Annotated in this window: 20 protein-coding genes; 14 read left to right on the plus strand and 6 right to left on the minus strand. The window is 69.2% G+C overall.

All coding sequences use genetic code 11. The features are described from left to right. Positions 1-54 precede the first annotated feature (54 nt). From NOCYR_RS16175 to nuoN, 12 genes are all read left to right on the plus strand, one after another. The gene (locus NOCYR_RS16175) at positions 55-609 is read left to right on the plus strand and encodes a NuoB/complex I 20 kDa subunit family protein (RefSeq protein ID WP_014351468.1); all 555 of its coding nucleotides are present in this window, start codon (positions 55-57) and stop codon (positions 607-609) included. Further along, positions 606-1,298, plus strand: coding sequence for an NADH-quinone oxidoreductase subunit C (locus tag NOCYR_RS16180; protein ID WP_014351469.1), 693 nt, complete (start codon positions 606-608; stop codon positions 1,296-1,298). Before NOCYR_RS16175 ends, NOCYR_RS16180 begins: the two co-directional genes overlap by 4 nt. Next, positions 1,298-2,674, plus strand: a complete 1,377-nt coding sequence (nuoD, locus tag NOCYR_RS16185) for an NADH dehydrogenase (quinone) subunit D (RefSeq protein ID WP_014351470.1) — start codon at positions 1,298-1,300, stop codon at positions 2,672-2,674. Before NOCYR_RS16180 ends, nuoD begins: the two co-directional genes overlap by 1 nt. A 70-nt stretch (positions 2,675-2,744) precedes the next feature. Further along, positions 2,745-3,464 carry an NADH-quinone oxidoreductase subunit NuoE gene (gene nuoE, locus NOCYR_RS16190; protein WP_014351471.1) on the plus strand — a complete coding sequence of 240 codons (720 nt, stop codon included), beginning with the start codon at positions 2,745-2,747 and terminating at the stop codon, positions 3,462-3,464. Next, entirely contained in the window at positions 3,461-4,789 is a 1,329-nt protein-coding gene (gene nuoF / locus NOCYR_RS16195; RefSeq protein WP_014351472.1) for an NADH-quinone oxidoreductase subunit NuoF, read from the plus strand. Before nuoE ends, nuoF begins: the two co-directional genes overlap by 4 nt. Further along, a complete protein-coding gene (locus NOCYR_RS16200; protein WP_014351473.1) occupies positions 4,786-7,281 on the plus strand; it encodes an NADH-quinone oxidoreductase subunit G in 2,496 nt (831 codons plus the stop codon). The genes nuoF and NOCYR_RS16200 overlap by 4 nt, the downstream gene beginning before the upstream one ends. Before the next feature lie 4 nt (positions 7,282-7,285). Further along, the gene (gene nuoH / locus NOCYR_RS16205; RefSeq protein ID WP_014351474.1) at positions 7,286-9,118 is read left to right on the plus strand and encodes an NADH-quinone oxidoreductase subunit NuoH; all 1,833 of its coding nucleotides are present in this window, start codon (positions 7,286-7,288) and stop codon (positions 9,116-9,118) included. Then, positions 9,115-9,984, plus strand: coding sequence for an NADH-quinone oxidoreductase subunit J (locus tag NOCYR_RS16210; RefSeq protein ID WP_014351475.1), 870 nt, complete (start codon positions 9,115-9,117; stop codon positions 9,982-9,984). The genes nuoH and NOCYR_RS16210 overlap by 4 nt, the downstream gene beginning before the upstream one ends. After that, on the plus strand, positions 9,981-10,280 hold the full coding sequence (nuoK, locus tag NOCYR_RS16215) for an NADH-quinone oxidoreductase subunit NuoK (protein WP_014351476.1): 300 nt from the start codon (positions 9,981-9,983) through the stop codon (positions 10,278-10,280). The genes NOCYR_RS16210 and nuoK overlap by 4 nt, the downstream gene beginning before the upstream one ends. 1 nt (position 10,281) lies before the next feature. Then, complete coding sequence (nuoL, locus tag NOCYR_RS16220) at positions 10,282-12,168, plus strand: NADH-quinone oxidoreductase subunit L (RefSeq protein WP_014351477.1); 1,887 nt, start codon at positions 10,282-10,284, stop codon at positions 12,166-12,168. Further along, positions 12,165-13,787, plus strand: a complete 1,623-nt coding sequence (locus NOCYR_RS16225) for an NADH-quinone oxidoreductase subunit M (RefSeq protein WP_014351478.1) — start codon at positions 12,165-12,167, stop codon at positions 13,785-13,787. The genes nuoL and NOCYR_RS16225 overlap by 4 nt, the downstream gene beginning before the upstream one ends. After that, positions 13,784-15,400, plus strand: a complete 1,617-nt coding sequence (gene nuoN / locus NOCYR_RS16230; RefSeq protein WP_014351479.1) for an NADH-quinone oxidoreductase subunit NuoN — start codon at positions 13,784-13,786, stop codon at positions 15,398-15,400. Before NOCYR_RS16225 ends, nuoN begins: the two co-directional genes overlap by 4 nt. Positions 15,401-15,403: 3 nt before the next feature. Here nuoN and NOCYR_RS16235 read toward each other — a convergent pair whose 3' ends face one another. Then, the gene (locus NOCYR_RS16235; protein WP_014351480.1) at positions 15,404-17,065 is read right to left on the minus strand and encodes a TlrC/CarA/OleB/SrmB family ABC-F type ribosomal protection protein; all 1,662 of its coding nucleotides are present in this window, start codon (positions 17,063-17,065) and stop codon (positions 15,404-15,406) included. Between the two features lie 201 nt (positions 17,066-17,266). Further along, a complete protein-coding gene (locus NOCYR_RS16240) occupies positions 17,267-18,292 on the minus strand; it encodes a bile acid:sodium symporter family protein (RefSeq protein WP_014351481.1) in 1,026 nt (341 codons plus the stop codon). 85 nt (positions 18,293-18,377) lie between these two features. Between NOCYR_RS16240 and NOCYR_RS16245 the strand changes: the two genes are divergently transcribed. Both NOCYR_RS16245 and NOCYR_RS16250 read left to right on the plus strand, forming a co-directional pair. After that, positions 18,378-19,238 (plus strand): LysR family transcriptional regulator, encoded by an 861-nt coding sequence (locus tag NOCYR_RS16245; RefSeq protein ID WP_048834217.1) that lies wholly within the window; start codon positions 18,378-18,380, stop codon positions 19,236-19,238. A gap of 72 nt (positions 19,239-19,310) precedes the next feature. Continuing rightward, positions 19,311-20,081: an SDR family NAD(P)-dependent oxidoreductase gene (locus NOCYR_RS16250; RefSeq protein WP_014351483.1), complete on the plus strand. Its 771-nt coding sequence runs from the start codon at positions 19,311-19,313 to the stop codon at positions 20,079-20,081. A gap of 21 nt (positions 20,082-20,102) precedes the next feature. Here NOCYR_RS16250 and NOCYR_RS16255 read toward each other — a convergent pair whose 3' ends face one another. The 4 genes from NOCYR_RS16255 to NOCYR_RS16270 form a co-directional block, all read right to left on the minus strand. After that, positions 20,103-21,503: a DUF4153 domain-containing protein gene (locus NOCYR_RS16255; RefSeq protein ID WP_231855938.1), complete on the minus strand. Its 1,401-nt coding sequence runs from the start codon at positions 21,501-21,503 to the stop codon at positions 20,103-20,105. A gap of 617 nt (positions 21,504-22,120) precedes the next feature. Then, on the minus strand, positions 22,121-23,158 hold the full coding sequence (locus NOCYR_RS16260; RefSeq protein WP_014351485.1) for a HAMP domain-containing sensor histidine kinase: 1,038 nt from the start codon (positions 23,156-23,158) through the stop codon (positions 22,121-22,123). Next, positions 23,155-23,838 (minus strand): response regulator transcription factor, encoded by a 684-nt coding sequence (locus tag NOCYR_RS16265; protein ID WP_014351486.1) that lies wholly within the window; start codon positions 23,836-23,838, stop codon positions 23,155-23,157. The genes NOCYR_RS16260 and NOCYR_RS16265 overlap by 4 nt, the downstream gene beginning before the upstream one ends. A gap of 77 nt (positions 23,839-23,915) precedes the next feature. After that, positions 23,916-24,191, minus strand: coding sequence for a hypothetical protein (locus tag NOCYR_RS16270; protein ID WP_048834220.1), 276 nt, complete (start codon positions 24,189-24,191; stop codon positions 23,916-23,918). Positions 24,192-24,198 lie beyond the last annotated feature (7 nt).

Genomic DNA, 24,198 nt, shown 5'->3' on the forward strand with positions numbered 1-24,198 from the left:
CATTCCCACCGCGCTCCCCGCCCCGCGGGGACGATCCAGGAGAAGCAGTCGATTATGGGTCTCGAAGAAAAACTGCCCAGTGGTTTCGTGCTCAGCACCGTCGAATCGATGGCGGGCTATCTACGCAAGGGCTCGCTGTGGCCTGCCACGTTCGGGCTGGCCTGCTGCGCCATCGAGATGATGGCCACCGGCGCCGGGCGATTCGATCTCGCCAGGTTCGGTATGGAAGCCTTCCGCGCCTCTCCCCGCCAGGCCGATCTGATGATCGTCGCCGGGCGGGTCAGCCAGAAGATGGCGCCGGTGCTGCGTCAGGTCTACGACCAGATGACCGAACCGAAATGGGTGCTGGCCATGGGGGTCTGCGCCTCCTCGGGCGGCATGTTCAACAACTACGCCATCGTGCAGGGCGTCGACCACGTCGTGCCGGTCGACATCTACCTGCCCGGCTGTCCGCCGCGGCCGGAGATGCTGCTCAACGCGATCATCGCGCTGCACGAGAAGATCCAGCAGATGCCGCTGGGCGTCAACCGCGAAGAAGCCATCCGCGCCGCCGAGCAGGCCGCCCTCGCCGCCACCCCCACCATCCGGATGGAAGGGCTGCTGCGATGACGGCCGAGGATCCCCGCGGCGGCGCCGGCGACGAGGTGATCGGCGTGCGCCACGGCATGTTCGGCGCCGCGGGCACCGGCGACACCTCCGGCTACGGCCGGCTCATCCGCCAGGTCAGCCTCCCCGGCGGGAGCGCCCCTCCCTACGGTGGCTACTTCGACGCCATCGTCGACGCGCTGCGTCATGCCCTCGGCGAGGTCGGTCTGGACTTCGATGCCGCCGTGGAGAAAGTGGTGGTGTTCCGCGACGAACTCACCCTGCACGTGCGGCGGGCGGAGCTGGTCGCGGTGGCCCGCGCGCTGCGCGACGATCCGGCCTTGCGTTTCGAGCTGTGCCTCGGCGTCAACGGCGTGCACTACCCCGACGACGCCGAACGCGAACTGCACGCGGTGTATCACCTGATGTCGATCACCCACGGGCGGCGGCTGCGCGTCGAGGTCTCCGCACCCGACGCTGATCCGCACATCCCCTCGCTGTACCGGGTGTATCCCACCACCGACTGGCACGAACGCGAGACCTACGACTTCTTCGGCCTCCAGTTCGACGGGCATCCCTCGCTGACCCGCATCACCATGCCCGACGACTGGCGCGGACACCCCCAGCGCAAGGATTACCCGCTCGGCGGGATCCCGGTCGAATACAAGGGCGCGCGCATCCCGCCGCCCGACGAGCGGAGGGCCTACAGCTGATGAACAACACCGACACCCACGCCACCGGAACCGACACCGACGACCTCGGTGCTGCCCACCGGCAGACCTCCGATCAAACACCGGCGCCCGAGCCGACGACGGTGACCGTCGGCGGCCAGGATTGGGACGAGGTCGCCGAGGCCCTGCGCGGCGCCGGCGAGGAACGCATCGTCGTCAATATGGGGCCGCAGCATCCGTCCACCCACGGCGTGCTGCGACTGATCCTGGAGATCGAGGGCGAAACCGTCACCGAAGCCCGCTGCGGCATCGGCTATCTGCACACCGGCATCGAGAAGAACCTGGAATTCCGCAACTGGGCCCAGGGCGTCACCTTCGTGACCCGGATGGACTATCTGTCGCCGTTCTACAACGAGACCGCCTACTGCCTCGGGGTGGAGAAGCTGCTCGACATCACCGAGCAGATTCCCGAGCGCGCCACCGTCATCCGGGTGCTGCTGATGGAGCTCAACCGGATCTCCTCGCATCTGGTGGCACTGGCCACCGGTGGGATGGAGCTGGGCGCGCTCACCCCGATGCTGTTCGGTTTCCGCGAGCGCGAACTGATCCTCGACGTCTTCGAGACCATCACCGGCCTGCGCATGAACCATGCCTACATCCGGCCGGGCGGGCTCGCCCAGGATCTGCCCGACAACGGCGTCGACAAGGTGCGCGAACTACTGGCGCTGTTACCGAAACGCCTGCGCGATATGGAACATCTGCTCACCCAGAACCCGATCTGGAAGGCCCGCACCCAGGACATCGGCTACCTGGACCTCACCGGATGCATGGCGCTGGGCATCACCGGCCCGGTGCTACGCGCCACCGGCCTACCGCACGATCTGCGCAAGGCCGCGCCGTACTGCGGATACGAGACCTACGAATTCGACATTCCGACCACCACGGGTTGCGACTGCTACGGCCGCTACGTCATCCGGGTGGAAGAGATGAAGGAATCGCTGAAGATCGTCGAGCAATGCCTGGACCGGCTGCGGCCGGGTCCGGTCATGATCGACGACAAGAAGATCGCCTGGCCCGCCGACCTGGCCCTCGGCCCCGACGGGCTGGGCAATTCGCCGCGACACATCGGCAAGATCATGGGCACGTCGATGGAAGGGCTCATCCACCATTTCAAGCTCGTCACCGAGGGCATCCGGGTCCCGGCCGGGCAGGTGTACAGCGCTGTCGAATCACCGCGCGGGGAACTCGGCGTGCACATGGTCAGCGATGGTGGCACCCGCCCGTACCGGGTGCATTTCCGCGACCCCTCGTTCACGAATCTGCAAGCGGTGGCGGCGATGTGCGAAGGCGGCATGGTCGCCGACGTCATCGCCTCCGTCGCCAGTATCGACCCGGTGATGGGCGGTGTGGACCGATGAGGCGATACCTCCGCCTTCGCTGCGGCCTCTGCCGGCGACCACAGCATCCGCAGGCGGCGAAGGAGGCCCGATGACCGAGATCCTGTTGCGGCTGACCACCAAACCCGCGCCCTATCCGGAGGAGGTGCATGAGCGGTTGGCCGGCGACGCGGCGCGGATCATCGCCCGCTATCCGCATCCGCGCTCGGCGCTGCTGCCACTGCTGCATCTGGTGCAGTCCGAGGAAGGGTTCGTCTCGGGCACCGGCATCGAATTCTGCGCCGAACAGCTGGGTTTGACCGCCGCCGAAGTCACCGCGGTGGCGACCTTCTATTCGATGTACCGGCGCACACCCACCGGCGAGTACCACGTCGGCGTGTGCACCAACACGTTGTGCGCGGTGATGGGCGGCGACGCCATCCTGGCCGCCCTGCGCGAGCATCTCGGGATCGCGCACGGCCAGACCACCGACGACGGCGCCATCACCCTCGAACACATCGAGTGCAACGCGGCCTGTGATTTCGCGCCGGTCATCATGGTGAACTGGGAGTTCTTCGACAACCAGACCCCGGAATCGGCTCGGGCCCTGGTGGATTCGCTGCGCTCGGGCGCGCAGGTCACGCCGACCCGCGGCGCACCGCTGTGCACCTTCCGCGAGACCGCTCGTATCCTGGCCGGCTTCCCCGACGAACGCCCCGGCGCACTGGACGGTATTCCCGGCCCGGCCACGCTGGCCGGTCTGCACACCGCACGCGAACACGGCATGCACGCGCCCGACGCACAGCACCGGTCGGAGGGCGAGCAGCAGTGACACTCACTCCGGTACTCACCCGCCATTGGGAAGACCCGCATTCGTGGACGCTGGACACCTACCGCGGCCACGACGGCTATCAGGCGTTGCGCATCGCCCTCGGCATGTCGCCCGATCAGGTCATCAGCACCGTCAAGGACGCCGGCCTGCGCGGACGCGGCGGCGCCGGCTTCCCCACCGGGATGAAGTGGAGCTTCATCCCGCAGGGCCCCGAACCCGACGGCACGATGAAACCGCACTACCTGGTCGTCAATGCCGACGAGTCCGAACCGGGCACCTGCAAAGACATTCCGCTGATGCTCACCACCCCGCACGCGCTGATCGAGGGTGTCATCATCGCCGCCTACGCCATCCGCGCCGGCCACGCCTTCATCTATGTGCGCGGCGAAGTGGTGCCGGTGCTGCGCCGGTTGCAGGCCGCGGTCGCCGAGGCCTACGAGGCCGGGTTGCTCGGCCGCGACATCCTCGGGTCCGGCTACGACCTCGAGCTCATCGTGCACGCCGGGGCAGGCGCCTACATCTGCGGCGAGGAAACCGCGCTGCTCGATTCGCTCGAGGGCAGGCGCGGCCAGCCCAGGCTGCGTCCGCCGTTTCCGGCCGTCGCGGGTCTGTATGCCTGCCCCACGGTGGTCAACAATGTCGAATCCATCGCCAGCGTCCCGCCGATCATCCGCAACGGGATCGCCTGGTTCCGGTCCATGGGCAGCGAGAAATCGCCCGGGTTCACGCTGTATTCGCTGTCGGGGCATGTCACCAGGCCCGGCCAGTACGAGGCGCCGCTCGGGGTGACGCTGCGTGAGCTGCTCGGCTACGCCGGTGGCGTGCGGGCCGGACACGAGCTGAAGTTCTGGACGCCCGGCGGTTCGTCCACCCCGCTGTTCACCGCCGAACACCTGGACGTGCCGCTCGACTACGAGAACGTCGCCGCCGCCGGCTCGATGCTGGGCACCAAGGCCTTGCAGATCTTCGACGACACCACCTGCGTGGTGCGGGCGGTGCTGCGCTGGACCGAGTTCTACGCCCACGAATCCTGCGGTAAGTGCACGCCCTGCCGTGAGGGCACCTACTGGCTGGTTCAGCTGCTCACCCGACTGGAAGCGGGCAAGGGCACCGCGGCCGACCTGGACAAGCTGCTCGATATCTGCGACTCCATCAACGGCAAATCCTTCTGCGCCCTCGGCGACGGCGCGGCCAGCCCGATCGTGTCCTCGCTGAAGTACTTCCGCGACGAATACGCCGAGCATCTGCGCCGCGGCGGATGCCCGTTCGATCCGGCGCGCACCACCGCGTGGGCCGACAGCGATTCCCGAGAGGTGATCCGATGACCGCGACCGTGCGCACCGATACCAGCGGCGTGATGCCCGCCGACCTCGTCAGCGTCACCATCGACGGCACCACCGTCAGCGTGCCGGCGGGCACCCTGCTCATCCGGGCCGCCGAACTGATCGGCATCCAGATCCCCCGCTTCTGCGATCATCCGCTGCTCGAACCGGTGGGCGCGTGCCGTCAATGCCTGGTGGAGGTCGACGGCCAGCGCAAGCCGGTGGCCTCGTGCACCATGGCGGTCTCCGACGGCATGGTCGCGCACACCCAGCTCAGCTCCACCGCGGCGGAGAAGGCTCAGCGCGGGGTGATGGAGCTGCTGCTGATCAACCATCCGCTGGACTGCCCGGTCTGCGACAAGGGCGGGGAATGCCCGCTGCAGAACCAGGCGATGTCCACCGGCTCGGCCGAATCGCGGTTCGACGGCGTCAAACGCACCTTCCCCAAGCCGATCCCGCTGTCCACGGCGGTGCTGCTGGACCGGGAACGGTGTGTGCTGTGCGCGCGCTGCACCCGCTTCTCCCAGCAGATCGCCGGCGATCCGTTCATCGAACTGCTCGATCGTGGCGCCCTGCAGCAGGTGGGTACCGCGCAGGCCGCACCGCTGGATTCGTACTTCTCCGGCAATACCGTGCAGATCTGCCCGGTCGGCGCGCTCACCGGCACCAGTTACCGGTTCCGGGCCCGCCCGTTCGACCTGGTGTCGAGCCCGAATGTGTGCGAGCACTGTGCCTCCGGATGCGCGCAGCGCACCGATCACCGGCGCGGCAAGGTGCTGCGCCGCCTCGCCGGTGACGACCCGCAGGTCAACGAGGAATGGAACTGCGACAAGGGCCGCTGGGCCTTCGCCTACGCCACCGAGCCCGACCGGTTGACCACGCCGCTGGTGCGCGGATCCGACGGCGAGCTCGCACCGGCGCCGTGGTCACAGGCGCTGGCGGTGGCCGCGCGCGGGCTGGCGGCGGCGGGCCCGAACACCGGTGTGCTGGTGGGCGGGCGGGTCACCATGGAAGACGCCTACGCCTACAGCAAGTTCGCGCGGCTGGTGCTGGGCACCAACGACATCGATATGCGCGCGCGGATCCATTCGGCCGAAGAAGCCGACTTCCTGGCCGCGCGGGTGGCCGGACAGGGTCTGACCGTCGGCTACGACGATCTCGAAGCCGCACCGGTGGTGCTGCTGGCCGGGTTCGAGCCGGAGGAAGAGTCGCCCATCGTCTATCTGCGGCTGCGCAAGGCCGCCCGCAAGCGGGGCCTGCCGATCTACGCGCTGGCCGCGTACGCCTCCCGCGGGGTCGAGCGCATGTCGGCGACCTTGCTGCCCACCGTCCCCGGTGCCGAACCGCACGTGTTCGAGGCGATCCGCGCCGGCGGCCCGCAATCACGCGAAACCACCGGCGCCACCGTCGATTCCATTCGTCTGGTCGAGCTGTCCCGGCTGTTGCGGCAGCCCGGGGCGGTCATCATGGTGGGTGAGCGACTGGCCGGAATTCCCGGTGCGCTGTCGGCGGTCGCGCGACTGGCCGACGACACCGGCGCCGCGCTGGCGTGGGTACCGCGGCGGGCCGGCGAACGCGGCGCGATCGAAGCCGGCGCGCTGCCGGGACTGCTGCCGGGTGGGCGCCCGCTGTGCGATCCGGAGGCCAGACGTCAGGTGCACCAGGTCTGGGGTGGTGAGGTTCCGGTGGCCGCCGGCCGCGATACGGCCGGGATCCTGGCTGCGGCAACCGAACTCGGAGCCCTGGTGGTCGGTGGTGTCGAGCTCGCCGATCTGCCGGATCCGGCGGCCGCGCTGGCCGCGGTCCGGGCGGCACCGTTCGTGGTCAGCCTGGAACTGCGCCGCAGCGAGGTCACCGACTGCGCCGATGTGGTGTTCCCGGTGGCCTCGGCCATGGAGAAGGCGGGAACCTTCCTGACCTGGGAGGGTAGGCCGCGCGCCTTCGCGGCCGCGCTCGGCGAATCCACCGTCTGCCGCACGGCGGCGCCGCTGTCGGATCAGCGGGTGCTGCACACCCTGGCCGCCGAGATGGGCACGCCCCTCGGGCTGCCCGATGCCACCGCCGCCCGCGCCGAACTCGCCGGACTCGGCGCCTGGAACGGCTCGCCCGCCCCGGCGCCGGCGCATCTGCCGCATCCGGTCACCCGCCCGGGTCCGGGCACCGCGGTCCTGGCCGGATGGCGGCAGCTGCTCGACGCCGGGCGCATGCAGGACGGTGAACCGAACCTCGCCGGCACCGCACACCCGGCGGTGTTGCGCCTGTCGGCGGCCACCGCGGCCGAGATCGGCGCCGCCGACGGTGAACCGGTCACCGTCGCCACCGAACACGGCGCGCTCACCTTGCCCCTGGTGATCACCGAGATGCCCGACCGCGTGGTGTGGGTGCCGCTGCACGCACCGGGCCATCCGGTGCACGCCGCGCTCGCGACGCACCCGGGTGGCGTGGTCCAGCTGCGGCGGGCCGGGCTGACGATGGAGGTCGAAGGCGATGACTGATCCGATGCTGCTGGCCCAGGCCGCGGACGGGCCCGCGGGCTTCGGCACCGACCCGCTGTGGCTGGTGCTGCTCAAAGCGGTCGCCATCTTCGTCTTCCTGCTGCTCACCCCGATGATCGCGGTGCTGGCCGAACGCAAGATCGTGGCCCGCATGCAGATGCGTATCGGCCCCAACCGCACCGGGCCGTTCGGCAGCCTGCAATCCATCGCCGACGGGGTGAAGATGGCCCTCAAGGAAGACATCGTCCCGGCCATCGTCGACAAACCCATCTACATCCTGGCGCCGGTGCTCGCCGCGATCCCGGCGTTCATGGCCTTCGCGGTCATGCCGTTCGGGCCGCAGGTGTCGATCTTCGGGCACACCACACCGCTGCAATTGACCGATCTGCCGGTCGGGGTGCTCTACATCCTGGCCATCACCTCCATCGGCGTCTACGGCATCGTGCTCGCCGGCTGGGCGTCGGGCTCGACGTATCCGCTGCTGGGCGGGCTGCGCTCGACCGCCCAGGTCATCTCCTACGAGATCGCCATGGCCTTGTGTTTCGCCGCGGTCTTCCTGCTCGGCGGAACCATGGCCACCTCCGGGATCGTGGCCGCCCAGCACGGCACCTGGTACGCCTTCCTGCTGCTGCCGTCGTTTCTGATCTACTGCGTCTCGATGGTCGGCGAGACCAACCGGGCGCCGTTCGATCTGCCCGAAGCCGAGGGCGAACTGGTCGGCGGATTCCACACCGAGTACTCCTCGTTGAAGTTCGCGATGTTCATGCTCGCCGAGTACATCAACATGGCGACGGTGTCGGCGCTGGCCACCACCCTGTTCTTGGGCGGATGGGCCGCGCCCTGGCCGTTGAACATGTGGTCGGGCGCGAATTCGGGTTGGTGGCCGCTGCTGTGGTTCACGCTCAAGGTGTGGACATTCCTGTTCGTGTTCATCTGGCTGCGCGGCACGCTGCCGCGGCTGCGCTACGACCAGTTCATGAACCTCGGCTGGAAGCTGCTCATCCCGGTGTCTCTGCTGTGGGTGATGGTGGTGGCCACGGCGCGGGTGCTGGAACTCGAGGGCTACCAGGTGCAGACGCCGATCCTCGTCATCGGTGGGTTGCTGGTGTGCGCGCTGATGGTCGGGCTGTTCCTGCGGGCCGGTCGCGCAACCGGCGCCCCACCCGAGGTGGAGGAACCGGTATCGCCGCCGGACCGAAGCGCCAGTAGCGCAGGCGTTTTCCTGGGATTCCCGACGCCGCCGCTGCCGGATCGGCCGTCGCACACCGTGCCGCAGGGCGGTCTGTTCGAACCGCTGGCCGGCTTCGCCGTCACCGCGGCCACCATGTTCAAGAAGCCGAACACCGAGTTCTATCCGGAGCAGAAGGTTCCGACCGCCGCCCGCTATCACGGCCGCCATCAGCTCAATCGGTACTCCGACGGTCTCGAGAAATGCATCGGCTGCGAGTTGTGCGCCTGGGCCTGCCCGGCCGACGCCATCTACGTCGAAGGCGCCGACAATACCGAGACCGAGCGCTTCTCCCCCGGTGAACGCTACGGCCGCGTCTACCAGATCAACTATCTGCGCTGCATCGGCTGCGGCCTGTGCATCGAGGCCTGCCCGACGCGGGCGTTGACGATGACCAATGACTACGAGCTCACCGACGACAACCGCGCCGACCTGATCTACGAAAAAGACCGGCTGCTGGCCCCGCTCGAGCCGGGCATGACCGCGCCACCGCACCAGATGCGCCCCGGCACCAGCGCGGCCGACTACTACACCGGCGCCGTCAACGGCACCGGCGCGGACCGCTCCCCCGCAGCCGCGGGCACCGTCGCGGACGGAGGCACCCGATGACCGTCATGACCCACCTGGCCGCCGCAGTGCCACTGGCCGCGGACCCGATCACCAGGACCGGCACCGGTGAAGCCGTGCAGTTCTGGATCCTGGCGCCGCTGGCGGTGATCGGTGCGCTCGGCATGGTCTTCGCCGCCAAGGCGGTGCATTCGGCGATCTGCCTGGCCGCCACCATGATCGCGCTCGCGGTGTTCTATATCGCGCAGGACGCGTTGTTCCTCGGTGTCGTGCAGATCGTGGTCTACACCGGCGCGGTGATGATGCTGTTCCTGTTCGTGCTGATGCTCGTCGGCGTGGATTCGGCCGAATCGCTGCGCGAGACCTTGCGCGGGCAGCGCATCGCGGCCGCGGCGGTGGGCCTCGGATTCGGGCTGCTGTTCATCACCGGCATCTCGCACGGTGTCCGCAATTCCGGGGTCGCCTTCCCCGCCACCGGTTTTCCCGGCCGCGATGTGATCGGTGAGCTGGCCGAGCTGATCTTCGTGCGCTACGTGTGGGCGTTCGAGCTGACCGGTGCGTTGCTGATCGCCGCCACCATCGGCGCCATGGTGCTGGCGCACCGGGAGAAGTTCGGGCCGCAACTCGGGCAGCGGGAGATGTCGCGGCGCCGCTTCCGCGATCCCGAACACGCCAGGCCCACACCGCTACCCACGCCGGGGGTGTACGCCAGGCACAACGCGGTCGATGTCCCGGCCCGGCTGCCGGACGGATCGTTCGAGGAGCTGTCGGTCTCGACCATCCTGCGCCACCGCCGCACCCGGGCGCTGACCGAAGCCGCGGTCATCTCCGTCGGCACCACGCCGGCCGAGCCCAGCGCGCCCGCCGACGGCGAGTCCCGCACCTCCGAGGAGAAAGGGAGCCGGTGAATCCCGCCAACTACCTGTTCCTGTCCGCGCTGCTGTTCACCATCGGCGCCGCCGGTGTGCTGCTGCGCCGCAACGCGATCGTGGTGTTCATGTGCATCGAGCTGATGCTCAACGCGGTGAACCTGGCCTTCGTCACCTTCGCCCGGATGCACGCCGACCTCGACGGCCAGGTCTTCGCGTTCTTCACCATGGTGGTCGCCGCCGCCGAAGTGGTGGTGGGCCTGGCGATCATCATGACCATCTTCCGCGCCCGCCGCTCGACCTCGGTCGACGACGCCAACCTGCTGAAGTTCTGACGTGGATACCGCAACGCTGTGGCTGCTGCCCGCCCTGCCCCTGGCCGGCGCCGTCATCCTGCTGCTCACGGGGCGTCGCGCCGACGCCTGGGGTCATCTGCTGGGCTGCCTGACCGCGCTCGCCTCATTCGCGGTGGCGATCGTCGCCTTCGTCGCGATGCTCGGCCGCGCCGACGCCGAGCGTGCCATCGAACTCGAGCTCTACCAGTGGGTTCCGGTCACCGGCCTGAACGTCGATCTCGGCCTCCAGCTCGACCAGCTGTCGATGTGTTTCGCGCTGCTGATCACCGGCGTCGGCTCGCTGATCCACATCTACTCGGTCGGCTATATGAGCCACGATCCGGCCCGCCGGCGATTCTTCGCCTACCTCAACCTGTTTTTGGCCGCCATGTTGGTGCTGGTGCTGGCGAACAACTTCCTGGTGCTCTACCTCGGCTGGGAAGGCGTCGGTTTGGCGTCGTATCTGCTGATCGGGTTCTGGCAGCACAAGCCGACCGCCGCCACGGCGGCCAAGAAGGCGTTCGTGGTCAACCGGGTCGGCGACATGGGGCTGGCGCTGGCGATGTTCGTCATGTTCGCCACCTTCGGATCCATCGGTTTCAGCGAGGTGTTCGGCGCTGCGCCGACCGCGAGCGAAGCCACGCTCACCGCGATCGGGCTGCTGTTGCTGCTGGCCGCGTGCGGTAAGTCCGCGCAGGTGCCGTTGCAGTCCTGGCTCGGTGACGCCATGGAGGGCCCGACGCCGGTGTCGGCACTCATCCACGCCGCCACCATGGTCACCGCGGGCGTCTACCTGATCGCGCGCGCCAACCCGGTCTTCGACCTCGCGCCGAACGCGCAGCTGGCGGTGGTGCTGGTCGGTGCGGTGACGCTGCTGTTCGGTGCGATCATCGGCTGCGCCAAAGACGACATCAAGAAGGCCCTCGCCGCCTCCACCATGAGCCAGATCGGTTACATGGTGCTCGCGGTCGGCCTCGGCCCGGCCGGTTACGCGGTCGCGATCATGCATCTGCTCACGCACGGTTTCTTCAAGGCCGGATTGTTCCTCGGCGCCGGGTCGGTCATGCACGCCATGGACGACGAAACCGATATGCGCCGCTACGGCGGTCTGCGCACGCTGCTGCCGATCACCTATGTGACCTTCGGGCTCGGCTACCTCGCCATCATCGGGGTGCCGCCCTTCGCCGGGTTCTTCTCCAAGGACCGCATCATCGAGGCCGCCTTCGCCGAAGGCGGGGCCGCGGGTCTGGCCCTGGGTGCGGTGACGCTGCTCGGCGCGGGGCTCACCGCGTTCTACATGACCCGCGTCATGCTGATGACGTTCTTCGGGGAACGCCGCTGGAAACCGGACACTCATCCGCACGAAGCGCCCGCGGTGATGACCGGTCCAATGATCCTGCTCGCGGTCGGCTCGGTGGCCTCCGGTGCGTTGCTGGTGTGGGGTTCGGCGTTGCAGAACTGGCTGGAGCCGGTGGTCGGTTCCCATCATGGTGAGCCGGCGCTGCCGGTGCCGGTAATCACCGCGCTGGCGTTGCTGGTCGTCGCTGCCGGCGCCGGGGTCGCCTATCAGCAGTACGCGCGGCGGCCGGTGCCCGAGACCGCGCCGCAGCAGGTGTCCGCGCTCACCGTCGCCGCCCGCAAGGATCTCTACGGTGACGCGGTCAACGAGGCCGGCCTGATGCGGCCCGGGCAGCATCTGACCCGATCGCTGGTGTTCGTCGACAACCGCGGCATCGACGGCTTGGTCAACACGACCGCCGCCGTGATCGGTGGCTTGTCGGCCCGGATCCGGCGGGTGCAAACCGGTTTCGTGCGCTCGTATGCGCTGTCCATGTTCACCGGCGCGGCCCTGGTGGCCGCCGCCCTGCTGGCGGTGAGGATCTGGTGACCGATTTTCCCTGGTTGACCACGCTGTGGCTGCTGCCCGTCGCGGGTGCGGTGATCGTGCTGGTGCTACCCGCCGCGCAGCGGGTGCTCGCCCGCTGGATCGCGCTCGCCTTCTCGGTGGCGGTGCTGGTGCTGGCGGTGCTGCTGGCGACCCGCTTCGAACCCGGCGGTGAACAGTTCCAGTTCGTCGAATCGCACAGTTGGATACCGGCTTTCGGCGCCGGCTACACCCTCGGCGTCGACGGCATCGCGCTTGTGCTGGTGCTGCTCACCGCCGCGCTGGTGCCGCTGCTCATCGTCGCGGGCTGGAACGACGAACGCGAGGTCGGCGGTGGGTCGCGGGTCGCGCACACCTATGTGGCGTTGACCCTGCTGGTCGAGGCCATGGTGCTGATGTCGTTCCTGGCGCTCGACATTCTGCTGTTCTACGTGTTCTTCGAGGCGATGCTGATCCCGATGTATTTCCTCATCGGTGGTTTCGGCCCGCGCACCGACGATGCGGGCGTGCGGGTACGCCGGGCCCGGGCCGCGGTGAAATTCCTGCTCTACAACCTGCTCGGCGGGCTCATCATGCTGGCGGCGGTGATCGGGCTGTATGTGCTCACCGCGCAACAGGGTCTCGGCGAGGGGACGGCGGGCACGTTCGATTTCCGCACCGTGGTCGCGGCGGCCAACGCCGGTGAGCTGGGCGCGGATCCGGCGCTGCTGAACGCGCTGTTCCTCGGGTTCATGTTCGCGTTCGCGGTGAAGGCGCCGCTGTGGCCGCTGCACACCTGGCTGCCGGATGCCGCGGTGGCGGCGACGCCGTCGAGTGCGGTGCTGATGATGGCGGTGGTGGACAAGGTCGGCACGTTCGGCATGCTGCGCTACGGGCTGCTGCTGTTTCCCGACGCGACGCAGACCTACGCGCCGCTGCTGGTGACGCTGGCGGTGATCGCGATCATCTACGGTGCGCTGGTCGCGATCGGCCAGACCGATGTGATGCGGCTGATCGCCTACACCTCGATCTCGCATTTCGGGTTCATCATCCTCGGCATCTTCGCGCTGACCAGCCAGGCCCAGAACGGGGCCACGCTGTACATGGTCAACCACGGCATCTCCACCGCTGCGTTGTTCCTCATCGCCGGATTCCTGGTATCGCGGCGCGGGACCCGGCTCATCGCCGACTACGGCGGTGTGCAGAAGGTCGCGCCCGTGCTGGCCGGAACCTTCCTCATCGCGGGTCTGGCGACGCTGTCACTGCCCGGGCTGGCGCCGTTCGTCAGTGAATTCCTGGTCCTGGTGGGCACTTTCAGCCGCTACCAGGTCGCCGCCATCGTCGCCACCGGTGCGCTGGTGCTCGCGGCGATCTACGTGCTGTGGGTGTACCAGCGGATGATGACCGGGCCGGTCACCGAAGGCAACGAGCGCATCCGTGACCTGATGCCACGCGAGCTGGCGGTGGTGGCGCCGCTGATCGCCGCACTGATCGTGCTCGGCGTCTATCCGAAACCGGTGACCGATTTCATCGATCCCGCCGTCAACCAGACCCTCACCACGGTCGGGATCACCGATCCCGAACCGTCGGCCCCGGCGCAGCCCGAGGCCGGAACCGCGACCACCGGAGGTGGGCACAAATGAGTGGTGACCTCGACGCCGGACTCGTCCTCGCGGCGACCGTGCCCGCCCCGAGCATCGAATACGGCAAGCTCTCGCCGATGCTGATCGTATTCGGCGCGGCGGTGATCGGAGTGCTGGTCGAGGCCTTCGTGCCGCGACGGATGCGCTACCTCACGCAGATGGTGCTCGGCCTGGGCGGATTGATCGCCGCGCTGGTGGCGGTGATCGCGCTCGCCGGCACGGACGCCACCGCAGCGGTCGGTGCCGTCGCCGTCGACGGGGTGACGCTGTTCTTGCAGGGCACGCTGCTGGTGGTTTCGATTCTCGGGCTGCTGTTCATCGGTCAGCGCATGCCAGCGGCCCGGTCGGGGCCGGGCACCTGGTACCGCGCGGCTGCGCGGCCGGGGTTCCAGCTCGAGGCGTTCACTCCGCAAGCCTCTGCGGTGCCGGGTAGCGGCGCCGAAAAGGCCGCGGCCGCAGCGGGTGTGGCGGCGACCGAAGTCTTCCCGCTGACCATGCTCGCGGTGGGTGGGCTGCTGCTGTTCCCGGCCTCGAACGATCTGCTGACCATGTTCGTCGCGCTGGAGGTGCTGTCGCTGCCGCTGTATCTGCTGTGCGGGCTGGCCCGGCGACAGCGGCTGCTCTCGCAGGAGGCGGCGCTGAAGTACTTCCTGCTCGGCGCGTTCTCCTCGGCGTTCTTCCTCTACGGCGTCGCCCTGCTCTACGGCGCGACCGGCACCGTGCGGCTGGGCGGCATCGCCGACGGCTTGGCCGCCGATTCCGGTGACGCGACCCTGGCGTTGCTCGGAGTGGCGATGCTGGCGGTGGGGCTGCTGTTCAAGATCGGTGCGGTGCCCTTCCAGTCCTGGGTTCCCGACGTGTACCAGGGTGCGCCGACGCCCATCACGGCGTTCATGGCCGCGGCCACCAAGATCGCCGCGGTGGGCGCGCTGTTGCGGGTCTTGCAGGTCGCGGTGCCAGGGCTGGCTGACGATTGGCGGCCAGTGCTCGGCGCGATCGCGGTGGCGACCATGGTGGTGGGTGCGGTCATGGCCATCACCCAGACCGATGTCAAACGGATGCTCGCGTACTCGTCGGTGGCGCATGCGGGTTTTCTGCTGACGGCGCTGGTGGCGGCCAATGAGGCCGGGGTGTCGTCGGTGTTGTTCTATCTGCTCACCTACGGCCTGAGCACGCTCGGTGCGTTCGCCCTGGTGAGCCTGGTCCGGGAAGCCTCCGGCGAGGAGGCCACCGCGCTGGAGCGCTGGGCCGGTCTCGGCCGCCGATCCCCCTGGCTCGCCTCGGGTTTCGCGCTGCTATTGCTCTCCTTCGCCGGCCTGCCGCTGACCAGCGGGTTCGTCGCGAAGTTCGCCGTGTTCCAGGCGGCGGCCGACGGCGACGCCGGCTATCTGGTGATCATCGGTGTGCTCGCCAGCGCCGTCGCCGCCTTCTTTTACATCCGGGTGATCGTGCTGATGTTCTTCACCGAACCGCCCGCGAACGCGCCGGTGATCACGGCACCGCCGGTGACGGGCGGCGTCATCGCCGTCACCGCCGCCGTCACCCTGGTGCTCGGCCTCGTGCCGCAGCCGGTGCTCGACCTCGCCACCGAGGCCGCGCACTTCGCCCGATAACGCTCACCCGGCCGTCGGCATGGCGGGCGCCTGCTCGCTGCGGGAGACCACCTGTCCCGCAGCGAGTTCCAGGTGGGTTCCGCGGAATCGGGACCGCAGGCCCCGGTCGTGGGTGACCAGCACCAGCGCTCCCGGATACCCGTCGAGTGCCGCTTCGAGTTCTTCCACCAATGCGGGCGCCAGGTGGTTGGTCGGTTCGTCGAGTAGCAGCAGATCGACCGGGTCGGCGACGAGCCGCGCCAGATCGACGCGGCGGCGCTGGCCGTAGGACAGGTCACCGATGCGCCGCGACAACTCCCCGGGATGGAACAGTCCCGTGCCGAGCAGTTCGGCCGCAGCGTCCTCGGCGTCGACGAATCGCCCGGCCGCATACGCTTGCAGCGCGGTCCAGTCCGAAGGCCAGGGCGTCTGTTGCTGACGCAGGTGCCCCACCGTGCCGCCGACCTCGACCGCACCGGCGCCGACCTCCTGTTCACCGGCGAGTACCCGCAGCAAGGTGGTCTTGCCCGCGCCGTTGGCGCCGGTGATCAGCACCCGCTCACCGGCGCGAATCGCGAGCTCGTCCACCCGGAGCCGGTCCCCCACTTCGACGCCGGCGAGAGTCGCGACGGGGCCCTCGACATCGCCGCCTCGGTCCCACTGCGCGGTGAACCGCAACGGATCCGGCGGTGCTGCCACCGGATTCTCGGTCAACCGCGCCACCCGTTCCTTGGCATTGCGGATCCGGGACCGGGCGCCGTGGTCGCGGCCACGAGCCCGGAACGGGCCGGCAGCGAAGACCGCCAGCGGCAGCTTGCGCGGAATCGCGTCCAACCGCACGACATTCGATTCAGCCAGTGCCCGACTACGGGCAAGTTCGGTGCGCCAGCGCTGGAATTCGGCTTCCCGGCGCCGCCGCTCGGCCGCTTTCGCCGCCAGATACCCCGCATAACCGTCGCCGTAGCGGGCGAGAGCACCGGCGTCGACCTCGACGATCGTGGTGGTGAGCCGTTCCAGGAACACCCGGTCGTGGGTGACGACGACGACCGTCCCGCGATGGGCGAGCAGGTGACGTTCCAGCCACTCGACCGCCTGATCGTCGAGGTCGTTGGTGGGTTCGTCGAGCAGCAGCAGGTGCGGTGCGGCGGCCAGCGTCGCAGCCAGCGCCAGCCGGGATCGCTCGCCACCGGAGAGCGTGCCCAGGGTGCGCTCGCGGTCCAGTCCGGGCAGTCCGAGGCCTGCCAGGGCGATGTCGACGCGGCGGTCGGCGTCGTAGCCGCCTCGCGCCTCGAATCGCTGGACGACCTCGGCGTACTCATCGAGTATCGGCCCGGTCGATTCCGTTGCCGCGAGCTCGGTTTCGAGTGCGCGCAGTCGCGCCTCCAGTGTGCGGATGTCGGCCAGCGCGGTGTCGATGGCGTCGGCGACGGTCGCCGCATCCGGCAGGTCCAGCGCTTGTGGCAGGTAGCCGATGCCGCCCGGCATGTGCACGGTGATCTCGCCGTTGTCGGGGGTTTCCTGTCCGGCGATGAGCCGCAGCAGTGTCGACTTCCCGGAGCCGTTGTCGCCGACGATGCCGACGGTTTCGCCCGGCCGGATGGTCAGCGAGGCCCGGTCGAGCACGATCCGCTCGCTGTAGCGTTTGGTGATGTCGGTGAGGGTGAGTTGGGCAGCAGCGGTACGCATGGTTGTCCTCCTGTCCCGGCCGATGGCCGTGATATCCGGATCCACGCATCGGACCACCGGGCAATCGCCGGGGATGCGTGGGGAGATGCGGGCGGAGCCGGGCTCGGAATGAGCGGCGCTCGACGCCTGCGGGGCGGATTACAGGAAGAACAACAAAGTACCCATGAGGTCGCCCAATCTAGCGAGGGAATCCGGTGGGTGTCAACGGGTATTTCCGACGGGTGCCGCCGCGGCGGGTTCGGATTCGGCCGCTTCGTGCTCCTCGGCCTGCCGTCCCAGCCGTTGCGCGATGACGGCGCAGGCGATCAGCTGCAACTGGTGGAACAGCATGAGTGGCAACACCATCAGGCCCACGTCGGTGCCGCCGAACAGCACCGCCGCCATCGGCAGACCGGAGGCGAGGCTCTTCTTCGATCCGGCGAACAGGATGACGACCCGGTCCTCGCGCGCGAACCCGAACACCCGGCCCGTCCCGGTGGCGATGCCCGCGACCACCGCGAACAACACCGCCGACACCGCGAGCAGCACGAGAATGTCGCCGACGCCGACCTTGCTCCAGATGTCCTCGCGCATACCGGCACTGAACGCGGCGTAGACCACCAGCAGGATCGAACCGCGGTCGACCAGTTTCACCGGCTGCGCGTGCCGGGTCAGCCACTGCCCGATCCACGGCCGGGCCAGTTGCCCGAGCAGGAACGGCACCAGCAGTTGCAGCACGATCGCCACCGCGGCGCCGGCATCGATATGCGCTTCGCCGGTGGTGTGCATCAACGCCACCACCAGCAGCGGGGTCAGGAAGACGCCGAGCAGATTGGAGAACGACGCGCTGACGATGGCCCCGCCGACATTGCCGCGCGCGATCGAGGTGAAGGCGATCGAGGACTGCACCGTCGAGGGCACCAGGCACAGGAACAGCACCCCGGCGTACAGCTGCTCCGACAGCACACCCGGCACCAGGATCCGCATCGCCAGCCCGAGCAGCGGAAACACCACGAAGGTGGTCACGAGGATCACGCTGTGCAGGCGCCAGTGTTTGACGCCCTGCCAGGCCTGCGCGGGCGAGAGCCGGGCACCGTAGATGAAGAACAATGCGGCGATGGCGGCCTTGGTGGCCCAGTCCAGCACCACCGCGCCGGTCCCGGTGGCCGGGACGATCGTGGCGACGGCGACCATCGCGAAGATCGCGAGGACGAAACCATCAATCGAGAACCTGTTGAGCAACCGCATCGGTAGAACACTAGGCGGCCGCGGCCCATCGGGGAATACAATAGCTGCTATATCAGCTATTACGAATCACGATAGCGAGGTGCTGGTGTTCGATCCGGTTCTGCTGCGTAGCTTTGTCGCGGTCGAGCAGCACGGTGGGTTCACCGCCGCCGCCCGTCAGCTCGGGCTGCGTCAGCCGACGGTGAGCGGGCATGTCGCCAAGCTCGAACGCGAAGTGGGCCGCGAGCTGTTCCTGCGCGACACCCATTCGGTGACGCTCACCTCCGATGGCGCGGCCATGCTCGGATTCGCCCGCGAGATCCTCGACGCACAGCGTCGCGCCGCACAGTATTTCGGCGGCGACACCGTCACCGGGCGCATCCGCTTCGGCGTCTCCGAGGATCTGGTGGCCGAAACGCTGCCGGAGATCCTGCGCGAGTTCCGCCGCGACTATCCGCGGGTCGACCTGGACATGTCGGTCGGGCTCAGCGAGGAAGTCCACGCTCGGCTGCGCCGCAACGAGCTCGACCTCGCCTTCGTCAAGCGCAGGCCCGGCGAACAGCACGGGCGGCTGGTGTTCAGCGACCGGCTGGTGTGGGTCGGCCCGGCCGGTGCGTGCCCACCGGCACCCGGCGAGCCGATCCCGGTGGTCACCTACCTACCGCCCAGCCTCACCCGCGACGCCGCCCTGCGCACCCTCGACGGCGCCGGACTCCCCCATCACATCGCCTGCACGACCAAAGGTCAGCTCGGCCTGCGGGCCGCGGTACTCGCGGGCCTGGGTTTCGCGGTGCACAGTGAGAGCCTGCTACCGGCCGATCTCCATCCGGTGCGCGGACTGCCGAGTCCGGGCACCACCGAGTTCGTGCTGATCAGCACCGCGCGCCGGGCCGCATCCGCTCCTGAGCGGGCGCTGACCCGTGCCATCGTGGAGAACATCGATCGGCTGCGGTTCGCGCGCCGGTGACGCGATGCCGGTGAGCGGGATCGCGGCGCGGCGAGAGTTGACGATGTAAAACATCGGTGTTTAGTTGTGTCGATGGGTGTCGAGAAAGTGGCGGTGGTCACCGGCGCGGCGTCGGATATCGGTGCGGCGCTGTGCCGGCGGCTGGTGACGGCCGGCGTCTGCGTCGTCGCCGCCGACGGTGATGCGGCCCGGTTGCGGCAGCTGTCGCAGGGGCTCGACGGCGCCACCCGCTACACGCAGGTGGTCGACGTCGCCGATGACGATCAGGTCCGGCGCCTGCTCACCGGCACCGTCGCCGACCTGGGCCGCCTCGACTATCTGTTCAACACCGCCGACCTGCGCATCGACGGCGAGTTCACTGCCCTTCCGCTGAGCCGATGCCACGACATGGTCGAGGTGGACATGTGGGGCATGGTGCACGGGACCCGGCACGGTTACGCGGTGATGCGGGCGCAGGGTTTCGGCCATATCGTCAACACGGTGTCGGTGGCCGGGATGCTGCCGACGGCGCGGTCGGTGGCCTACGCGATGACCCAGCACGCGGTGGTCGGGCTGACGACGTCGCTGCGGGCCGAGGCGGCCGGCAGCGGGGTGCGGATCAGCGTCGCGGTTCCCGGCGCGACGCCCGCCCGAGCCGCCGAGCCGGCCGCACGATCACCGAAGTTGTTGCGGCGCAAGCCAATCGATGCGCTCGCCCCGGACCGCGCCGCCTGCGCCATCATGCGGGGTGTGCGCCGCAATCAGCAGTACATCATCGTGCCGCGCTACAGCCGCGCCATGATCGCCGCGTATCGGTGGTTCCCGAACCTCGTGGGCGGATTGCTCGCCCCACGCGACGGGTGAACATCGATACGGTCGGCTGGATCACCGCGCCGCTGCCCGCGAGTAGTTCCAGCTGTGCCAGGTGTCGTCGGGCAGACGGTCGCGGATCGGATCGGCGATGACGGCGCGCAACTCGGCGGGGAGGCGGTCGGTGGCGGGGACGATATCGGCGGAGAGCCCGCTGAGATAGCCGATGTCGAGGTCGTGGCCGTGCTGCCAGCGGTCGATGTTCTTGTCCGCGATGAAACGTTCCGGATCGAGGATCGCCAGCGCCAGCAGCGTCACCATCGCGGTGCCCACCGCCGCGCGGCCCAGCCGCCGGTGCCGCAGCCGCAGCACCGCGACCAGGACCAGCAGGTAGACGGTGCCGATCCACAGCTCACAAGTCAGCACCAGCAGCCGCAACACGGTGAAGCCGTAGGCTTGCTGATAGGTCCACATCCGGCTCAGCGCCGAGGCCACGATGATCAGCGACAGCACCGTCACCGCCGAGAGCAGCACTCGCAGCCAGGCGCGGTCCGCTGCGGAATCGCGTGCGGCCCAGCGCAATACGACGGCGATCACGGCGAGGGTGAGAATGGTGACGGTGGACAGCTGCCAGAACCCGCTGCGCGCGTACTCGGCGTAGGTGAGTCCCGCGGTGCGCTGGACGTAGTCGTCGCCGCCGAACATGGCGACGAACTGCCCGGCCACGAAGACGGTGAACAGGACGGTCAGCGCGGCCACCGGCAGCGCCCATTCGGTGCGGCGCAGGCGTCGCCCGGATTCCGGTGCGTGGTCCGGTGCGCGGCGCGGCGGACCGGCGATGACGTAGAGCGCGCCGACCGTGCCGAGCGCGGCGAAGACGAACATCAGGATCCACTGCGCCACAGCGGCCGAATCGACAGCCGGAACGAGACTTTCGATCAGGTGCGCGAACGTCGCGTCCGCACTGCCCAGCAGCGGGACGAACACCGCGAGCAACACCGCGGTCGCGGCAACCGAACCGGCCAGCCGCATCCCCCGTTCCCGCCCCGGCCCCTCGATGCGCCGGGCGCCCGCATACACCCACGGCAGGCTTCGCACCGCCTCGACCGGGATCGCGAACAGGTCGTAGCGCAACCCGAACACCGACCGCGGCCCCACCGCCGCCAGCGACGCCGCCGCAGCCGCCGCCAGCACACAGAGCGTGAACAACCATCCGGCCGCCCGCACCGCACCGACCGCCAGCAGCGCCGCAGCGAGCACCGTCCACCAGAGGTGGCCGCTACCCAGCGACAACGGTGCCGGCGCCGAAGCCTCGCGGCTGTTCCGATGTGACCGGCGAACAACAATCGCGATCGCCGCGACAACGACACCGGCGGCCAACAGCCAGCCGATCCCCGGCCGATCCGTCGGGATCAGCGTCGCAGCGCCGACACCCGAAACCGCCGCCGCGGTCAGCAATCCCGACGGCTGAGCCACCCGACGCCACCGCGGAGGCGGTTTCGGTCCGGCGGCCGGCGGCATCGGCGTCAGCGCTGGACGCGCCGTCGGGGGCGGTGTGACCAGCATGGTTCCCGCGGGCGGCGGTGCGAGCACCTGCGTGCGCGGGTCCGCCCACACCGGTGTGGGGCCCGAGCCGGCGGGAGTCGGTGGCGCCGAAGCAGTAACCGCCTCGGTCAGCGCAGCACCACCACCAGCCGTCAACGGCAACACTGACTCGGACGCAGGCGGAGTGCTCGCCGTATCCCCCGACGCACCAGCCGAATCCGCCGACGCCGCGGCTGTCGCATCCTCCGGCGCTACCTTCCCCGAGTCATCGGGCGTTGCCGTCGCATCGACGGCCGCGGATTCCACCGGCACCTGCCGAGTCGAATCCTCCGACTCGAGCGCCGTCGGCTCGGCAGCGGGATCGGTCGCCTGCTCCGGTGCCGCCTCCGCGCCATCGGACAACGCCGCTGCGCGGTCGGTGCCGGATCGCTCCGGTGTCACGGGTTTCCGGTCGTCCGAATCGGGTTCTGTGGGCATGGGTGTCCCCTCCTGTGGGTGTGCGGGATCGCCCCGGGACCTGGTCGGTCCGGGGTGTCGGTGGGTTCGGGTCAGTGGCCGGGTAGGACGACGCGGATGCGGGAGCCGGGGTCGGCGACGGCGATGGTGCCGCCGTGCAGGTCGACGACCCAGCGGGCGATGGCGAGGCCGAGGCCGGTGCCGCCGCCGTCGGCGCGGCCGCCGCGGGTGAATCGGTCGAAGATGTGGGCGCGTTCGGCGGTCGGGATGCCGGGGCCGTCGTCGCCGACGTCGATGATCACGCGGTCCGGCTCGCCGCTCACCTCGATGCGCACCTCACCGCCGGCCGGGCCGTGCCGCGCGGCATTGTCGAGCAGGTTGAGCAGCACCTGATGCAACCGTGCACGGTCGGCGAATACGCACGTCCCGCCGGGCCGCACGTCGGTCCGGAACCGCACCCCGCGCCCGAGTGCGGCGGTGGTGACCTCGGCTTCGGCGACGACCTCGGCCAGCAGGGGTTCGATCGCGAACCGTTCCCGGTCCAGCGGCAGCGCGCCGGCTTCGATGCTGGACAGGTCGAGCAGTTCGGTCACCAGCAGGCCGAGTCGTTCGGTCTGTGCCAGCGCTGTGCGCAGGGTTCGCGGATCCGGTTCGGACACACCGTCGACCAGGTTTTCCAGCAACGCGTTCAACGCCGTCACGGGCGTGCGCAGTTCATGGGAGACGTTGGCGATCAGCTCGCGGCGCTGCCGGTCGGCAGCCGCCAGGTCCGCCGCCATCTGGTTGAACGCCTCGGCCAGCTCACCCACCTCGTCGCGGGAGCTGGCCCGCACCCGGCGGCTGTAGTCGCCGTGCGCCATCCGTTTGGCAGCCGCGGTCATCTCCCGCAACGGCCTGGTGATGCCGTGGGCGAGCACCTGCGAGGTGAGCAAGGCGATCGCGGTGGCGGCGAGGGTGGTGCGCGGCGGGAGCCAGCCGATCTGCCAGCGGAAGTATCCGAACGCGACGCCACCCGAGCACAGCATCAGCACCGCGAGCTTGAGTTTGATCGAACGCACTCGATCCAGCGGCCGCGGCAGCGTGTCGGCGACCCGACCGGCCAGCCGGTGCCAGCGGCCCGGGCCACTCATCGCGCCTCGAGCGCGTAGCCGACACCGTGCACGGTGCGGATGAGGTCGGCGCCCAGCTTGCGGCGCAGCGCCTTGATGTGGCTGTCGACGGCGCGACTGCCCGCCGCATCGGCCCAATCCCACACTTCTTCCAGCAGCCGCTCCCGGGCGAGCACGGCGCGCGGGCGGCGCGCCAGCCGGGCCAGCAGGTCGAATTCCAGCGGCGTCAGCTGGGTTTCCACACCGGCCCGCCAGACCCGGCGCTCATCGAGATCGATGCGCAGATCGCCGACGACGAGCGCGGCGCCGTCGCCCTCGGCGCACCGCTCCACCCGCCGCAGCAGCGCGTGCACGCGGGCGGTGAGAATGCGCAGCGAGAACGGTTTGGTGAGGTAGTCGTCGGCACCGACCCCGAGGCCGACCAGCTGGTCGGTTTCCTCGGTGCGCGCGGTGAGCATGAGCACCGGCACCGCGTGGGCGGCCTGGATGCGCCGGCACACCTCGAGGCCGTCGAACCCGGGCAGCATCACATCGAGCACGACCAGATCCGGCCGGTGCGCTTCGGCAGCGGCGACGGCGGCAGGCCCGTCGTGGGCGAGTTCGACGACGAACCCTTCGGCCCGCAACCGGGCGCCCACCGACTCGGCAATGGTGATCTCGTCATCGACCACCAGGATCCTGCGCGCCGCACTGTGCTCCATGCGGGCTTACATTAGCCAGCGGTTGTGGACGGATCCGGGGCCAATTGTGGAGATTCGGTGAGCGCCGGCGACCGGATTCAGCTGATCAGCGAATTCATCAGGGTGCCCGCGCTGGTGGCGATGACGCCGCCGAGCATGCCGCCGACCACCATCTTGGGTGATGCCAGCGCCCCGTTGTTCCACTTCTCCCAGGCGAAGCGCCCGCCCGCGACGGTGATGCCGACAACCCCCGACAGCAGCACAAACCAGGTGAAATACCGCACGAGCGTGTCGATCTGCGCGGAGATCGGTGGCGCCTGTGGCGTGGGATCGCTCACTTGCGCGACGAACTCGTGAACTGCGTGAAGGACCATGATGCCC

Origin of the sequence: Nocardia cyriacigeorgica GUH-2, from assembly GCF_000284035.1 — a bacterium.
Taxonomy (GTDB): Bacteria; Actinomycetota; Actinomycetes; order Mycobacteriales; family Mycobacteriaceae; genus Nocardia; species Nocardia cyriacigeorgica_B.